A 15,170-nucleotide genomic window follows, 5' to 3' on the forward strand; every position below is an offset into this window, starting at 1 on the left:
GATGGTAGCGAGAGGGCTTCCCCGGCATAACTCACCTCGCGCCCTTTGCTCTGCAGCCATCGGCGCATCGGTGACTCATGGCCACCACTGCCTATGTGGCTGCAGAGCAAAGGGCGCGCAGGGGTATGAGTGCCGCTGCCGACCTCTCCTGCGTTTCCGCTGCTCAGAAACTCGCTCTGAAGCAATCGGACCAATCGGCGGGGGAGGCGCCCGTCACTCTGAGCAACTTGCGGCCTGACGAGAGACGGCATGACGCTAAGTCACGATCCCCGGCCAGCAAGGGCGCCAGGCCCGGCCAGACAGCGAACGGATCAGGCGGTCCGCCAGTCGCGGACCAGAGTGGCCACTGTGGCGTGCCGCTGCACCGGATCGGGTCGGCCGGCCCGATCGGCGACCGCGCGCTCAGCGGCGGTGCCGCGCCAGCCGGACGGGCCGTCAAGCAGGTGGTGCAGCGTGCGACCGAGCGCGTGGACGGTGGTGCGCTCGTCGATCGTCGCACCCCGGGTCAGCTCCTCGGGGGACAGGTAACGATGGGATCCGGGCAGCCGGTCGGAGTCCAGCACGAACGGTCCCGGCCGGTACTCGTCCAGGTCGATCAGCCGCATCCGGTGGGCGTCGAAGTCGTAGAGGAAACAGCCGTCGTACAGGTCGACCGCCACGTACCCGGCCGCGCTCACGGCCAGGTGGGCGTCGAGGATCGCGTCCAGCGCCGCGCGTACCTCGGTGACCGGCAACTGCTGGAAGCGCGCCAGGCCGCTCCGGTCGCTGCCACCGCCGGTGGTGGCGTGGTTGAGCACGACACCGTCGCACCACGGGTACACCAGCGTCGGGCCGTCCGTGCCGTCGCGCACCAGCTCGGGCCGGACCACGGCGGGGTGCCGGACCGCGGCGTGCAGGCCCAGCGCACGGGTCAGCGACGCCCGCGCGTCAGGTGTTCCGGCCCGCTTGACGAACCAGCGCCGGCCCGCCGACTCCACGCCGTAGGAGACGCACCCGGAGTCCTGGTCGCCGAAGACCACGAACGCGTCGGCCGGGCCAAGGTTCCACACCCGTCGATGCTACGACGAAGCCGGACCGCACCGGGTCACCGCAGCGGGTCCACCACCTCGATGACGTCGGCCGGCGCGCGGCGCGGCGCCGGCGGCAGCTCCGCGTCCGGGCCCCAGCCCACGCGCACCACCAGGTACGCCTCGCCGATGCCGGCCAGCAGGTCGCGCATCATCCGGCGCGGCCAGGCCAGCTCCACGGCGTCGCTGAGTGGCGCGCTGGCCAGCCCTTCGGCGGTGGCGGTGAGCAGCAGCGCCGACAGCGCCTCGCCGGCGCGCAGCCAGGCCGCCGGCTCGTCGGAGTCGCCGAACAGGATCAGGTACGCCGCGCCCCGGTCGAAGTCCGTGCCCGCGCTGAGCCCGGCCGCCCCGCCGGGGGCGTAGTCGCGCAGCGGCACCCGTCGCGGGGACGGCCGCACGGCGGTGGCGGCGGGCACCCCGTCGCCGCTGCCTGCCGGGCGGTGGGTCCAGTGGTGCAGCTCCTCCCGGTACGCGGGGTCGGCCAGCTCCGCGTCCGCCGCGCGCCCCGTGGACACGGCGAGCATCGGCATCTGGTCCGGCCGGACCACGTGCAGGTGCGCGCCCTCGGCCTCGACGGCGTCCCCGAGCCGGGCCAGCACCGCCTCCGGAACCGGCCGGTCCCCGTACGCGCGGCGGTCGGTGCGGCGGCGCGGGATGGCGTCGACCAGGCGGCCCGCCGGCACGTCCAGGTCGGCCGGGCCGGTGGTGCGCACCCGGGCCAGCAGCGACGGTTCGGGCAGCCGCTCGACCACCGCCGTCCAGCCGAACGCCGCCAGCGACACGCGCGCGTGGTGCAGGGCGGCGCCGCAGCTCAGCATCAGCAGCCGGCCGTCCGGGTCGGTGTGGGCGAGCTTCCGGTCCGGGTCGGCGCGCAGCTCCAGCGCGTCGGCGGTGACCCGCCAGCGCCAGGGCTGGGTGTTGAACACCGACGGGGCGTGCAGGGACTGCCGGGCGGCCGCCTCCAGCACCCGTACCCCCGGGTCCTGGTCGGTGCGGGTCGATGAGCTGTTCATGGCGGCCCTCCTGGTTGCTCGTCCCCTTCCGACCCTGCCCGCCGCCGTCGCGGGCGGACAGGGCCGGAGGTCCCGGCCGCACCGGGCCGTGCGCCCCGGCGCGGCGTCAGGCCTCGTCCGGCTCCGGGGGTACGGCGAGAGCGATGGTGAGGTCGAGGACCGTGGCGGGGTCGTGCAGCCGGTCGCCGAACAGCTCCCGCAGCTTGCCCATCCGGTACCGGACGGTCTGCGGATGCACGAACAGGTCGGCGGCCACCTCGTCGCGGCGTCCCTGGTGCAGCAGCCACGACCGCAGCGTCTCGGCCAGCCGGTGCGCGGTGGCCGGGGGCAGCGGGGCCAGTGGCGCGAGCGCCTGCGCGCGCAGGTCGGCGAGGGCTTCCGGGTCCATGCTGAGCAGCAGCGTGGACAGGTGGCGCTCGGTGTCGACCGGCCCGGCGTCCGGCTCGCCGAGGCCGAGTGCGAGCGCCCGGGTGGCGCGCTGGTACGACGCGGCGACCCGGTGCCAGGGCCGGGCCGGGCCGAGCACCGCCCGGTGCCCGTGCAGCAGCCGGGTGAGCTGGCGACGCCGGCCGCCGTGCATGTCCGGCACCAGCAGCACGGCCAGCTCCTCGACCGGGCTCATGCCGGGCAGGTCCTCGCCGCTCTCCAGCGTGTACGGGCTGAGCAGCGCCAGCACCGCGCGCAGGTGCCGGCGGGGCAGCAGCACGACAGTCAGCGTCTGCGGCGGCGGCCAGTCGGCACGTTCGGCGCTGCGCCGCAACGACTCCTCCGGCTCGCCGGCCAGCAACTGCTGGGTGAGCCGTTCCAGGCTGCGGCGGCGCATCCGGCCGGCGCTGGCCAGCTCGTCGGCGTGCCCGGCCACGCTCGCCGCGGACAGCTCGTCGATGTAGGCGAACATCAGCTCGGCGAACTCGGCCACCGTCTCGGCGGCCAGCCCGCTGCGGACCGTGGTGGTGGACACCTCGCGCCAGGCCACCCGGGCACCGACCCGGTACGCGGCCAGCAGCGCGTCCATGCTGCGCCCCGAGCGGGCCTCGCCGCTGCCGAGCGCGTACGCGGCCTCCAGCGCCGGGGCCAGGGGAGTGCTCGGGTCGAACGCCTGGGTACCCTCGATGAGCTGGAGGAACGTGCCGAGCGCGATGCGTACCGCGTTCTCGATCTTCGCGCGCATGGCGCCGGTGAGCGCGCCGGAGTAGTCCGGCACCTCGGCGGTGATCGCGGAGACCGTCCGCTCGGCCACCATCGGCAGCCGGGCGCGCAGCGTCTCGGCCATCCCGGCGTCGAGGTTGAGGTGCGCGGCGCGCTGCCCCGTACCGGCCTCCGACGTCATGTTGTTCCCTCCGAACAAAAACCCGCGACATTTTCACCTTTGTCGGTCAAGATGTTATGCGATCGGGCGGTCACGCTGGTCATATGACCACAACTGCCTCCCGCCGCCCTCAGAAGGTCACCTTCCGGGACAGGCTGCTGCGGCTGGCCGAGACGGTCACCACACCGGTGCTGCCCGACGACTATCTCGACCTGATCGCGCCGCTTCGTGCCGGCGCCCCGCTGCGCGGCCGGATCGTCGCCGTGCGGCCGCAGACCCGGGACGCCGCCACGCTGGTGATCCAGCCCGGTCGCGCCTGGCAGGGCCACACGCCCGGGCAGTACATCCGCCTCGGCGTGGACGTCGACGGCGTGCGCCAGTGGCGCGCGTACTCGCTCACCTCGCCGCCGGGTGCCCCCGACGGCCGGATCTCCGTCACGGTGAAGGCGATCCCCGACGGCAAGGTCAGCAACCATCTCGTACGCCGGATCCGGCCCGGCACGATCGTGCACCTCGACCAGGCCCAGGGCGAGTTCGTGCTGCCCGCCGCGACGCCCGAGCGCGTCCTGTTCCTCACCGCCGGCAGCGGCATCACCCCGGTCATGGGGATGCTGCGCTCCGGGCTGGCCGACCGGGCCGACGTGGTGCTCGTGCACTCGTCGCCGACCCGCGACGACGTCATCTTCGGTACGGAGCTGCGCGCGCTCGCCGAACGCGGCGCGCTGCGGCTGATCGAGCGGCACACCGACACCGACGGCCTGCTCGACGTCGCCGAACTGGCCGGGCTGGTGCCCGACCACCTCGACCGGGAGGCGTGGGCCTGCGGACCGATCGGCATGCTCGACGCGGTTGAGGGGTATTGGTCCTCCAACGGCCTCGTCGAGCGGTTGCACACCGAGCGGTTCCGCCCGACGGTGATCACGCGGGGCGAGGGAGGGACGGTGACCTTCACCGGGGCGGGAGTGACCGTCGAGTCCGACGGTGCCACCACCCTGCTCGACGCGGGGGAGAACGCCGGAGTGCTGATGCCTTCCGGGTGCCGGATGGGCATCTGCTTCGGCTGCGTCGTACCGCTGCGTCAGGGTGCCGTCCGCGACCTGCGCAACGGCGACGTGACCACGGCCGTACCGGGGGACGGCGTGCTCGTCCAGACGTGCGTGTCGGCCGCCGCCGGTACCTGCGACATCGATCTCTGACAGGAGCCACCCAACGTGACCGTGATCCAGAAGAAGGCCGTCAACCCGATCGCCCACCTGAGCGCCGAGGACATCGAGATCATCGGCAAGGAACTGGACGCGATCCGGGACCGGGTCCTCGCCGACCGGGGGGAGCGGGACGCCCGCTACATCCGCAAGGTGGTCAAGACCCAGCGGACACTGGAGATGAGCAGCCGTGCGGTGCTGCTGTTCTCGCTGTTCCCGCCGGCCTGGGTCGTCGGCACGGCCGGCCTCACGGTCGCCAAGATCCTGGAGAACATGGAGATCGGGCACAACGTCCTGCACGGCCAGTGGGACTGGATGCGCGACCCGAAGATCCACTCCACCACCTGGGAGTGGGACCACGTCTCCCCGGCCGACCAGTGGAAGCAGTCGCACAACGAGCTGCACCACCGCTACACCAACGTGGTCGGCAAGGACAACGACCTCGGGTACGGCATCATGCGCGTCGACGAGGACCAGCCGTGGCACCCGATGCACCTCGGGCAGCCGCTGTGGAACCTGCTCAACGCGATGTTCTTCGAGTACGGCATCGCCGCGTACGACATGGAGCTGGGCGACCACCTCAAGCAGCGCAGGCTCAAGGACCCGAAGTTCCGGGCCAAGGCCAGGGCCGTCGGGCGCAAGATCCGCCGCCAGGTGCTCAAGGACTACGTGGTGCACCCGCTGCTGTCCGGCCCGTCGTTCCTGTCCACGCTCGCCGCCACGTTCACCGCGAACCTGCTGCGCAACGTGTGGAGCCACTCGGTGATCATGTGCGGGCACTTCCCCAACGGCGTGGAGACGTTCGAGAAGACCTCCATCGACGGCGAGACCCGCGGCGAGTGGTACCTGCGCCAGATGCTCGGCTCGGCCAACATCAGCGGCAGCCGCCTGTTGCACATCATGACCGGCAACCTGTCGTACCAGATCGAGCATCACCTCTTCCCCGACCTGCCCAGCAACCGCTACCAGGAGATCGCCCCGCAGGTGCGGGCGCTGTTCGACAGGTACGGACTGCACTACACCACCGGCCCGCTGCCCAAGCAGGTCGCCTCCGCCTGGTGGAAGGTCATCCGCCTGTCGCTGCCCAACCGCAACGACGGCCGGCAGCCGGTCGCCCCGGCCGCGCTGGCCTCCTCCGGCACGGCCTGACCCGCCCGTCGGGTGCACGGCCGGTGAACTTCCACCGGCCGGCACCCGACCATCGTCTGCACAGTCGGCATCACCGCAGCTCAGTGCCGGTTTCGCGGCCGTCGTGACGGTCCCGCGCCCCCGTACACTCGCGCCCGTCCGGGCGTACGGGTGAAGGGGTGGAACGCCGATGGGGCGCGACGGCACGACGCGGCTTCGCCGGCGGGTGGTCATGCTCGTCGACAACGCGGTCGAGGGTGACTCGCGGGTGCAGAAGGCGGCCCGCTCGGCCGCCGACGCCGGCTGGGACGTCACGCTGATCGGCTGCGCCCACGTGGACGCCGAACGCCGGTGGCGGCTCGGCGACGCCGAGGTACGCGTCCTGCCGCTGCCCGCCGCTCGCGCTGCTCCGCCCACCACCGCACCGGCCGTCGTCTCCCGCCCGGGCGGCGGTGTCCCCGGCCCCGAGGGCGCCGGCGTCTCCGCTTCGGGCCGTGGCGGTGGTTCACGCGACGGCTCCCGCCTGCGTGGCGTGCCCGGGCTGCGGGCGCGACTGGTGGCCCGGGGCGGGCTGCCGCTGCGCGCGGCCCGGCTGGCCCGCCGGCCCGTGGAACACGCCCAGGTCCGCTACTGGCGCGCCCGGCTGCGCGACGGGGCCTGGCGGCGGCTGGAACCGGGGCTCTGGGACTACGAACGGGTCGCCGGCCCGGTCGTCGACGCGCTGTGCCCCGATCTGATCCACGCGCACGACTTCCGGATGCTCGGCGTGGCCGCCCGCGCCGTGGACCGTGCCCGCGCCGCCGGGCACGACGTGAAGCTGGTCTGGGACGCGCACGAGTGGCTGCCCGGGGCGCGTCCCCGCCGCGACAACGCCCGCTGGCTGCCCGCGCACGTCGGCTACGTCCGCGAGTACGTAGGTCACGCCGACGCGGTCGTCACCGTCTCCGACGCGCTGGCCGACCTGCTGGTACGCGACCACGCCCTGCCCGAGCGCCCGACCGTGGTGCTGAACGCCCCGGTCGCCGCCACCCCCGACACGGAAGCCCTCGGCCTGCGGGAGCGCTGCGGTCTGCGTCCGGACACCCCGCTGCTCGTCTACAGCGGGGCGATGGCCGTCCAGCGCGGCCTGGACACCGTGGTCGAGGCGTTGCCGCTGCTGCCCGGCGTACACCTGGCGCTCGTCGTCGCCGACCCGGCCGCCGCCTACGTCCGCCAGGTCGTCGCCCGCGCGGCCGGGCACGGGGTGGGCGACCGGGTGCACGTGCTGCCGTACGTGTCGCACCGGCAGCTCGTCGCGTTCCTCGCCACCGCCGACATCGGGCTGATTCCGCTGCACCGCTGGCCCAACCACGAGATCGCGTTGATCACCAAGTTCTTCGAGTACGCGCACGCGCGGCTGCCGATCGTGGTCAGCGACGTCCGCACCATGGCCGAGACGGTCCGCGCCACCGGCCAGGGCGAGGTGTTCCGCGCCCGCGACGCCGCCGACCTGGCCCGTGCCGTCCGGGCGGTCCTCGCCGACCCGGCCCGTTACCGCGCCGCCTACGAGGGCGAGGACTCCCCGCTCCCCGGGTGGACGTGGGAGGCGCAGGCCGAACGCCTGGACGCCCTCTACCGCCGCCTGCTCACCTCCAGGGGCCATGGTCAACTCCATCTCGGCGAGGTGGCGGCATCCGAGTGCCCGTGACCCCGCCATTTCGGGGGAGTGGTGTTGATCTTGCGCGGGGGGCGGGCAGACGGGAGGGCGGGGGAAAAGGGCTGGGCGGGAGTGTGCGGCCGGGCTACCGTCGAGGCATGCAGAGCAGGCGCACCCTTACCGCCGCAGCCGCGCGAGCTTCCCGCTCGCCGGTTGCCGCCGCCTGACCTGCCCCACACCCACGCCGGCGACCGGAAACGGTCCGCCGGCGTCGTCGTGTCGACGCCAACGCGCGCGGCGGGCCGTCCGGTCACCCGTACCCGGAAGGCACCCGCCATGACGCCCGACGAGATCATCAGGACGTTCCTCGACCACTACCACCGGCACGGCCATCAGGACGCGCCGGAGAGTTCACTGGTCCCGCCACCCGGCGACCCGGTGCTGTTCACCACGTCCGGCATGCACCCGCTCACGCCGTACCTGCTGGGGCGCCCGCACCCGGGCGGACGGCGGCTGGCGAACGTGCAGCGGTGCCTGCGCACGACGGACCTGGACGAGGTGGGCGATGACACCCACCTGACCGTGTTCCAGATGCTCGGCTCGTGGTCGCTCGGCGACTACGACATCGCGACCAGCCTGCGCTGGGGCTTCGACCTGCTCACCGGCGGGTTCGGCATCCCGGTGGAGAGGCTGCACGCCACCGTCTTCGGTGGCGGCAACGGTGAAGGGCCGGACGACACCGCGCGGGACACCTGGACCGGGCTCGGCGTGCCGGTGGAGGCGCTGGGCGAGGACAACTGGTGGTCCAACGGCCCGACCGGCCCGTGCGGACCGGACTCGGAGATCTTCGTGTGGACCGGCGACGGCCCGCCCACCGGCACACCCAGCACGGATGCGCGGTGGGTGGAGGTGTGGAACCACGTGCAGATGCGCTACCACCGGCACCCGGACGGCCGGCTCACGCCGCTGCCGGTGTCCAGCATCGACACCGGCATGGGCCTGGAACGGCTGGAGATGGTGCTGCGCGGCGACCGGTCCGTGTTCACCGGCGACGGGCTGCGCCGATGGGTGGACGAGGTGGGCACCTGGGACCTGCGTGGCACGGACCTGCGCGTGGTCTCCGACCACCTGCGGTCCGCGGTGGTCGTGCTCGGTGACGGGGTACGCCCCGGCAACACCGGGCGCGGGTACGTGCTGCGGCGGCTGCTGCGCCGCGCGCTCACCCTGCTGTGGCGCGACGACCCGGCGCGCACCCTGGACGACCTGCCGCCGGAGCTGTACGCGGACACGCTGCGCCGGTTCCGCCGGCCGGTCGATCCGGGAACACCGGGCGCGCAGCCGGTCGACGTCGGTTCGCTGCACGCGACGCTCGTGGACGAGGAACGTCGCTTCCGAGGGCTGCTGCGACGCGGACGGCCGCTCGTGGACCGGGTGCGGGCGCGCGGGCCGCTGACCGAGCGCGACTACCACTGGCTGCACGACACCCACGGGTTGCCCCGCGACCTGGTCGACGGCCTGCTCGCCGAGGCGAGCTGAGCGGCGGCCGGGTGAGCAGCGGCCAGGACGGCGGCCGGGTGAGCCGGGGCCAGGTCAGCGGCGGCGGCTGAGCGGTGGCCGCCCGGCCGGGCCGGTGCCAGACTCGGAGGCGGACGCCACGCGAGGGAAGCGGACGCCGCCGCGAGGAGAGGGCTGCCGATGACCGAGGTTCGGCCGGACGAGGAGACGGTGCCGCTGCTCGGCGCCGAGGTGCGCATCGCCGACGCGGCCGGGCTGCTCGCCGCCGCCACCGACGGGCCGGTGGAGTTGCTGGTCGACGGCGACTTCCCGGCCCCGGTGCGGGAAGTGCGCTGCACCGTGCGCACCGACGTCGCGGACGGGCAGCCGGTGCACCGCTTCGAGGCGTACCTGCGGGTGGAGAACTCACCGGCGGGCCTGCTCGCCCTCGGTCTGGCCGGGCCGGTCGGCGTGCTGCTCGCCGAGCGGCTGGCCGCGCGCGGCGGCGACGGCCCGGCCGCCGCGGTGGGCCGGATGGCTGCGGAGGCCGGGCGGCGGATCTGGCCGCGACCGGTCGCCACGCTCGCCGCGCCGCCGGGCGACGAGGCCGGCCGGGAGGTGCTGCGCACGGCCCGGGAAGCCGGGCTGCGGCCCCGCGTCGACCAGGACACCGGCACGGTACGCATCCGCGCCGACGTGCCCAGCGCCGAGGTGGGTCCGGCGCACCTGCGGGCGATGCTGGGCCTGCTGCTCCAGGCCGTGCGCGAGTTGTCCGGCGACAGCGAGGAGCCGGCCGTGCTGCGCGGACGGACGTACCTCGTGGGGCGGCGACCGGTCGCGGCGGCCGGGCCGCGCAGCGCGGCGGTGACCCTCGACCAGGTCGGCGGTCTGTCCGACGTGGTCGCGCGGTTCCGCGAGGTGGCGGTGTCGTTCCGGCACCCGGCGGCGATGGCCCGCTGGGGCGCGCGCCGGCCGCAGGGCATCCTGATGTACGGCCCGCCGGGCACCGGCAAGACCATGCTGGCCCGGGCGCTGGCGAACGAGGTCGGCGCGGACTTCGTGGAGATCCGTACCCCGGAGATCCTGGACAAGTACCTCGGCGGCTCGGAACGCAACATCAAGCGCATCTTCCGGGAGGCACGCCGCTACCGGCGGCCCACGGTGATGCTGTTCGACGAGTTCGACTCGATCATCAGCTACGCCGGGGCGGGCGGCGACGCGGCCAGCCAGGCCGTCAACGCGGTCGCGGGCATCTTCAAGCAGGAGATGAACACGCTGTTCGAGGAGAACCCCGACGTCATCGTGGTCGCCACGACCAACTTCCCGCAGCGCGTGGACGCGTCGCTGATCCGCTCCGGCCGCTTCGACCTGAAGATCGCCATTCCGGCGCCGGACGAGACCGGACGCGCCGAGATCCTCACCAAGATGGTCCGCGAGCTGATCGACCGGCACGAGCGGCCGGGCTTCAAGATGTTCGCCGACGACGTCGACCCGGCCGCCCTGGCTGCCGACACGGCCGGGCTGACCGGCGCGGACCTCCGGGAGGTGCTGCGCCGGGTGCAACTCGCCAAGGCGCTCCGGGAGGCGGCGGAGGGTGCGCCACCGGCTCCGATCGGTCAGGATGACCTGCGGGAGGCCGTCGCCGGGTTGCGCCGCGGCTGACCGGAAGGAGTCCACGTTGTCCTCGTCCGATCTGCTGCTGTCCCGCCGTGACCTCGCGTTCCTGCTGCACGACTGGCTGGACGTGGCGCGGCTGACCGAGCGGCCCCGCTACGCCGAGCACACCCGCGAAACCGTCGACGAGGTGCTGGACCTCGCCGCCCGGGTCGCCGCCGAACGCTTCGCCCCGCACAACCGGGCCGCCGACACCGGCGAACCCACGTTCGACGGGCAGCGCGTGCGGACCATCCCGCAGGTCAAGGCCGCCCTGGAGGCGTTCGCCGAGACCGGGCTGCTCGCCGCCACCATGGACGAGTCGGTGGGCGGCCTGCAACTGCCGCACACCGTGGCCGCCGCCGCGTTCGCCTGGTTCCAGGCCGCGAACGTGGGCACGTCGGCGTACCCGATGCTCACCCTCGGCAACGCCAACCTGCTGCTCGCCCACGGCAGCGCCGAGCAGATCGACACCTGGGTCCGCCCCATGGTCGAGGGCCGGTTCTTCGGCACCATGTGCCTGTCCGAACCGCAGGCCGGCAGCTCACTGACCGACCTCACCACCCGCGCCGAGCCGCAGGACGACGGCACGTACCGGATCGTCGGCACCAAGATGTGGATCTCCGGCGGCGACCACGAGCTGGCCGAGAACATCGTCCACCTGGTGCTGGCCCGCATTCCCGGCGCGCCGGCCGGCGTGAAGGGCCTGTCGCTGTTCATCGTGCCGAAGGTGCTGCTCGACGACGACGGCAACCTCGGGCCGCGCAACGATGTGGTGCTGGTCGGGCTCAACCACAAGCTCGGCTACCGGGGCACCACCAACACGCTGCTGAACTTCGGCGAGGGCGTGCACCGGCCGTACGGGCGGGCCGGGGCGGTCGGCTACCTGGTGGGGCAGGCGCACCAGGGGCTCGCGGTGATGTTCCACATGATGAACGAGGCGCGCATCGGCATCGGCGCCGGCGCCACAGCGCTCGGCTACACCGCGTACCTGAAGTCCGTCGCGTACGCCCGGCAGCGCCCGCAGGGACGGCCGGTCGCCGACAAGGACCCCACCACGCCGCAGGTGCCGATCGTGGCCCACTCCGACGTACGCCGGATGCTGCTGGCCCAGAAGAGCTACGTGGAGGGCGCGCTCGCGCTGGTGCTCTACTGCGGACGGCTGCTCGACGAGCAGAAGACCGCGCCCGCCGAGGCCGACCGCGAGCGGGCGCAGCTGCTGCTTGACCTGCTCACCCCGATCACCAAGAGCTGGCCGGCGCAGTGGTGCCTGGCCGCCAACGACCTGGCCATCCAGGTGCACGGCGGGTACGGCTACACCCGCGACTACGACGTCGAGCAGCACTGGCGCGACAACCGGCTCAACGCCATCCACGAGGGCACCCACGGCATCCAGGCGCTGGACCTGCTCGGCCGCAAGGTCACCATGCGCGACGGCGCCGCGCTGGAACTGCTGCTGGAGACCATCCGCGGCACCGTCAGCCGGGCGTGGAAGGCGGAGGGGTTCGCCTCCGAGCTGGCCGGTCAGCTCGCCGCCGCGGTGGACCGGATCGCCGTGGTGACGCGGCGGTTGTGGGCTCCGGGCGACCCGGAGCTGGCGCTGGCGAACGCCTCGGTGTACCTGGAGGCGGTCGGGCACGTGGTGATCGCGTGGATGTGGCTGGAACAGGTGCTGGTGGTGGAGGCGCTGGGGACGCCGGAGGGGGCCGAGGGGGAGTTCCTGGCGGGGAAGAGGCAGGCGGCGCGGTACTTCTACCGGTGGGAGTTGCCGAAGGTGGGGGCGCAGTTCGACCTGCTGGAAGGGCTGGACCGGACCACGCTGGACATGCGCGAGAGCTGGTTCTGAGCTGCTCGGGTTGCGTGAGTCCGACGGGTGCTGTCACCACCAGAGCCACTGCCACATGCCTCAGCGAGCTGTGGATCTTGTTAACGACCCATCCAATCTGCGTGCCGGGTTACGCGGGGGTGCCGGGTCACGCGATCGTCACCGCGGTCGACGCACAGTTCGCTGGTCTCGTGGTCGATCCAGTAGGTCTGTCCGGTGCCGATGAAGGTGGGCTGTCGCAGGTAGAACCAGTGATGCACCACGTTGACGAGGAGCAGCCGGTCCGCAGTCACACGCTCGGCCATCGCCCGTCTCCTCAAACGCCATCGCGCCGCATTCGTACGCCTGATGTCGTCCCACCGTAGTTGTTCCTGACGATCAGGCGGCGCCACGCTCGCTGACCGGCCGGCGGCGCAGGCTCGGGTTCAGCAGGGCCGGCGGCAGGTAGGCCTGGTCGAGCCGGGTGACATCGGTGCCGGGCGCGACGATCTCGTCGATCCGGTCGAGGATCTCGTCGGTGAGCGTGACGTCGACGCCGGCGAGCAGGTCGTCGAGGTGCTCCATCGTGCGCGGGCCCAGGATCGCGCTGGTCACGCCGGGGTGTGCGATGGCGAATGCCATGGCGAGGTGGGTCAACGGCATGCCTGCCTCGTCGGCGAGCGGGACGAGTTGTTCGACGACGTCGATCCGGCGCTCGTCGGTGAGGTGCTTGGAGAAGCGGGCGCGGCGCAGGTCGTTCTGCTCGCCCTTGCGGACCCGGCCGGTGAGCATTCCCTGCCCGAGCGGGCCCCACACCAGCGTGCCCATCCCGTAGCGCTGCGCGGTCGGCAGCACCTCGCTCTCGATGCTGCGGTTGAGGATCGAGTAGGGCGGCTGCTCGGTGTGGAAGCGTTCCAGCCCGCGTCGTTCGGCGACCCACTGTGCCTCGACGATGTCGGATGCGGGCATCGTGGACGACCCGATCGCCCGGACCTTGCCACTGCGGATCAGGTCGGAGAGAGCGGAGAGCGTCTCCTCGATGTCGGTGTCGGGGTCCGGACGCTGGATCTGGTAGAGGTCGATGTGGTCGGTCTGCAGGCGGCGCAGGGAGCTCTCGACCGCGGTCATGATCCAGCGGCGGGAGGCGCCTCGCTGGTTGGGGTCGGTGGCCGCGGCCGCGCCCGGCGTCCGGGGCAGCGTGTTCAGCCTGGGAAGGCCCACCTTGGTGGCGAGGACGACGTTGTCCCGGCGCCCCTTGAGGGCCCGGCCCACGATCTCCTCCGAGTCGCCGTACGCATCGGCGGTGTCGACGAGGTTGATGCCCGCGTCCAGCGCCTTGTGAATGACCTTGATCGAGTCGTCAGGATCGGGGTTCCCGATCACCGTGGCGAACATCAGCGTGCCGAGCGCGTACGGGCTGACCTTGATGCCCGTCCGCCCCAGGGTGCGGTACTGCATGAGCGTCTCCCTGCGGTAGGGTCGTTATGCGGAACCTCTTTCCGGAACTATACGGAAAGCCTTTCCGGAAAAGCAAGGGAGGCGTAGCTGTGTCCGACGACACACCAGACTTCGTTGTTCGCGCCCCGCGTCGGAAGCGCACTGACGCACGCCGCAACATCGAGTCCCTGCTCGAAGCGGCGAAGACGGTCTTCAGCACCGTCGGCGTCGACGCCCCCGCCAAAGAGATCACCGATCTGGCCGGCGTCGGCGTCGGCACGCTCTACCGGCACTTCCCGCAGCGCTCTGACCTGATCAAGGCCGTCATCGAACGCGAGATCGACGCCTGCGCCGACGCGGCCCCGGCGCTGGCCGCCGCGCACGAGCCGGGGGTCGCCCTCGCGAAGTGGCTCGATCGGTTCACCGCGTTCGTCGCGACCAAACGCGGCTTCGCCGCGGCCCTGCACTCCGGCGATCCGGCGTTCGACGGCCTGCCCGGATATCTCATGCAGAAGCTGGGACCGGCCCTCGAGGCCTTGCTCGAAGCCGCGACAGCCAGCGGCGAGGTCCGAGCCAAGATCAGTGCCCAGGATCTGCTGTACGCGGTGGCGAAACTCTGTGCGCCCATGCCCAACGAGGACCCCGACTACGGCCGGCGCATGGTCGCGCTCCTCGTCGACGGACTACGGTCCGGCGAATCCCCGCACTGACGTATTCACCGTCGGCCGGCCATGCGTGAAGCGCCACGGTGCGCTCCGTCCCGCAGCCGATGCTAGGTTCGCCCGCATGGCGGTGCAGATCACGGCCGGGCAGTTCCACGCGGCCGACGGTGTCGAGGACTGGCGCTGTCTCTACCACGTGGTCTCGGCGTATTTCCGCACCGGCTCACTGGCCAAGGGCATAGCGTTCGTCAACGAGGTCGGCCGGCTCGCCGGTGGCGCGGAGCAGCAGTACGTCAACGTCGACCTGCGTCATGTGGGCGTCACGGTGTCCCTGTTGTCGCGCGACGTTGCGCTGGCCCGGCGGATCTCGGCTGCCGCCAGGGACTTGGACATCCCCGCCGACCCGACCGCCGTGCAGCTCGTCAACGTCACCCTCGACGCCCTGGTCGGCGCGGACGTGCTGCCGTTCTGGCGGGCGCTGCTGGGTTACCGCCAGATCGATGACGACTATCTGGCCGACCCGGCGCGCCGAGGTCCGGGCTTCGGGGTGCAGACAATGGATGCTCGGCGTCCACAACGCAACCGCATGCACCTCGATGTCGCCGTCCCACATGACCAGGCCGAGGCCCGCATCGCCGCCGCATTGGCTGCGGGTGGCCAGCTGGTCTCGGACGCGCACGCACCGAAGTGGTGGATCTTGGCCGACGCCGAGGGCAACGAGGCGTGCGTCGCCACTTGGGTCGGCCGATGACAGCGGCCCAATGG

Annotated in this window: 13 protein-coding genes; 8 read left to right on the forward strand and 5 right to left on the reverse strand. The window is 72.6% G+C overall.

What is annotated here, in order from left to right; all coding sequences use genetic code 11:
- Nucleotides 1–311: 311 nt before the first annotated feature.
- From M8C11_RS06825 to M8C11_RS06835, 3 genes are all read right to left on the reverse strand, one after another.
- Entirely contained in the window at nucleotides 312–1,049 is a 738-nt protein-coding gene (locus M8C11_RS06825) for a serine/threonine protein kinase (protein WP_252448834.1), read from the reverse strand.
- Nucleotides 1,050–1,084: 35 nt separating this feature from the next.
- A complete protein-coding gene (locus M8C11_RS06830) occupies nucleotides 1,085–2,080 on the reverse strand; it encodes a nitroreductase (RefSeq protein WP_252448835.1) in 996 nt (331 codons plus the stop codon).
- 106 nt (nucleotides 2,081–2,186) lie between these two features.
- Nucleotides 2,187–3,410 (reverse strand): CdaR family transcriptional regulator, encoded by a 1,224-nt coding sequence (locus tag M8C11_RS06835; RefSeq protein WP_252448837.1) that lies wholly within the window; start codon nucleotides 3,408–3,410, stop codon nucleotides 2,187–2,189.
- Nucleotides 3,411–3,493: 83 nt separating this feature from the next.
- Here M8C11_RS06835 and M8C11_RS06840 point away from each other — a divergent pair, with 83 nt between their 5' ends.
- The 6 genes from M8C11_RS06840 to M8C11_RS06865 all read left to right on the forward strand — a co-directional run bounded on the left by M8C11_RS06840 (nucleotide 3,494) and on the right by M8C11_RS06865 (nucleotide 12,348).
- Entirely contained in the window at nucleotides 3,494–4,585 is a 1,092-nt protein-coding gene (locus M8C11_RS06840; protein ID WP_252448839.1) for a ferredoxin reductase, read from the forward strand.
- A 15-nt stretch (nucleotides 4,586–4,600) separates the two neighbouring features.
- On the forward strand, nucleotides 4,601–5,740 hold the full coding sequence (locus tag M8C11_RS06845) for an acyl-CoA desaturase (RefSeq protein WP_252448840.1): 1,140 nt from the start codon (nucleotides 4,601–4,603) through the stop codon (nucleotides 5,738–5,740).
- 169 nt (nucleotides 5,741–5,909) lie between these two features.
- Complete coding sequence (locus M8C11_RS06850) at nucleotides 5,910–7,406, forward strand: glycosyltransferase family 4 protein (RefSeq protein WP_252448841.1); 1,497 nt, start codon at nucleotides 5,910–5,912, stop codon at nucleotides 7,404–7,406.
- A gap of 285 nt (nucleotides 7,407–7,691) precedes the next feature.
- A complete protein-coding gene (locus M8C11_RS06855) occupies nucleotides 7,692–8,891 on the forward strand; it encodes an alanine--tRNA ligase-related protein (RefSeq protein ID WP_252448842.1) in 1,200 nt (399 codons plus the stop codon).
- 159 nt (nucleotides 8,892–9,050) lie between these two features.
- Complete coding sequence (locus tag M8C11_RS06860; protein ID WP_252448843.1) at nucleotides 9,051–10,511, forward strand: 26S protease regulatory subunit; 1,461 nt, start codon at nucleotides 9,051–9,053, stop codon at nucleotides 10,509–10,511.
- Between the two features lie 16 nt (nucleotides 10,512–10,527).
- Nucleotides 10,528–12,348, forward strand: a complete 1,821-nt coding sequence (locus tag M8C11_RS06865) for an acyl-CoA dehydrogenase (protein ID WP_252448844.1) — start codon at nucleotides 10,528–10,530, stop codon at nucleotides 12,346–12,348.
- A gap of 80 nt (nucleotides 12,349–12,428) precedes the next feature.
- Here the strand turns inward: M8C11_RS06865 and M8C11_RS06870 are convergent, their stop codons facing one another.
- Both M8C11_RS06870 and M8C11_RS06875 read right to left on the reverse strand, forming a co-directional pair.
- Entirely contained in the window at nucleotides 12,429–12,632 is a 204-nt protein-coding gene (locus tag M8C11_RS06870) for a hypothetical protein (protein WP_252448845.1), read from the reverse strand.
- 73 nt (nucleotides 12,633–12,705) lie between these two features.
- Nucleotides 12,706–13,764: an aldo/keto reductase gene (locus M8C11_RS06875; protein WP_252448846.1), complete on the reverse strand. Its 1,059-nt coding sequence runs from the start codon at nucleotides 13,762–13,764 to the stop codon at nucleotides 12,706–12,708.
- Between the two features lie 89 nt (nucleotides 13,765–13,853).
- On the opposite strand from M8C11_RS06875, the gene M8C11_RS06880 reads away from it, so the two are divergent.
- Nucleotides 13,854–14,453 carry a TetR/AcrR family transcriptional regulator gene (locus M8C11_RS06880; protein WP_252448848.1) on the forward strand — a complete coding sequence of 200 codons (600 nt, stop codon included), beginning with the start codon at nucleotides 13,854–13,856 and terminating at the stop codon, nucleotides 14,451–14,453.
- Nucleotides 14,454–14,529: 76 nt separating this feature from the next.
- A complete protein-coding gene (locus M8C11_RS06885) occupies nucleotides 14,530–15,156 on the forward strand; it encodes a VOC family protein (RefSeq protein WP_252448849.1) in 627 nt (208 codons plus the stop codon).
- Nucleotides 15,157–15,170 lie beyond the last annotated feature (14 nt).

Origin of the sequence: Micromonospora sp. CPM1, assembly GCF_023896895.1 — a bacterium.
In the GTDB taxonomy this organism is placed as follows: Bacteria; Actinomycetota; Actinomycetes; order Mycobacteriales; family Micromonosporaceae; genus Micromonospora; species Micromonospora tulbaghiae.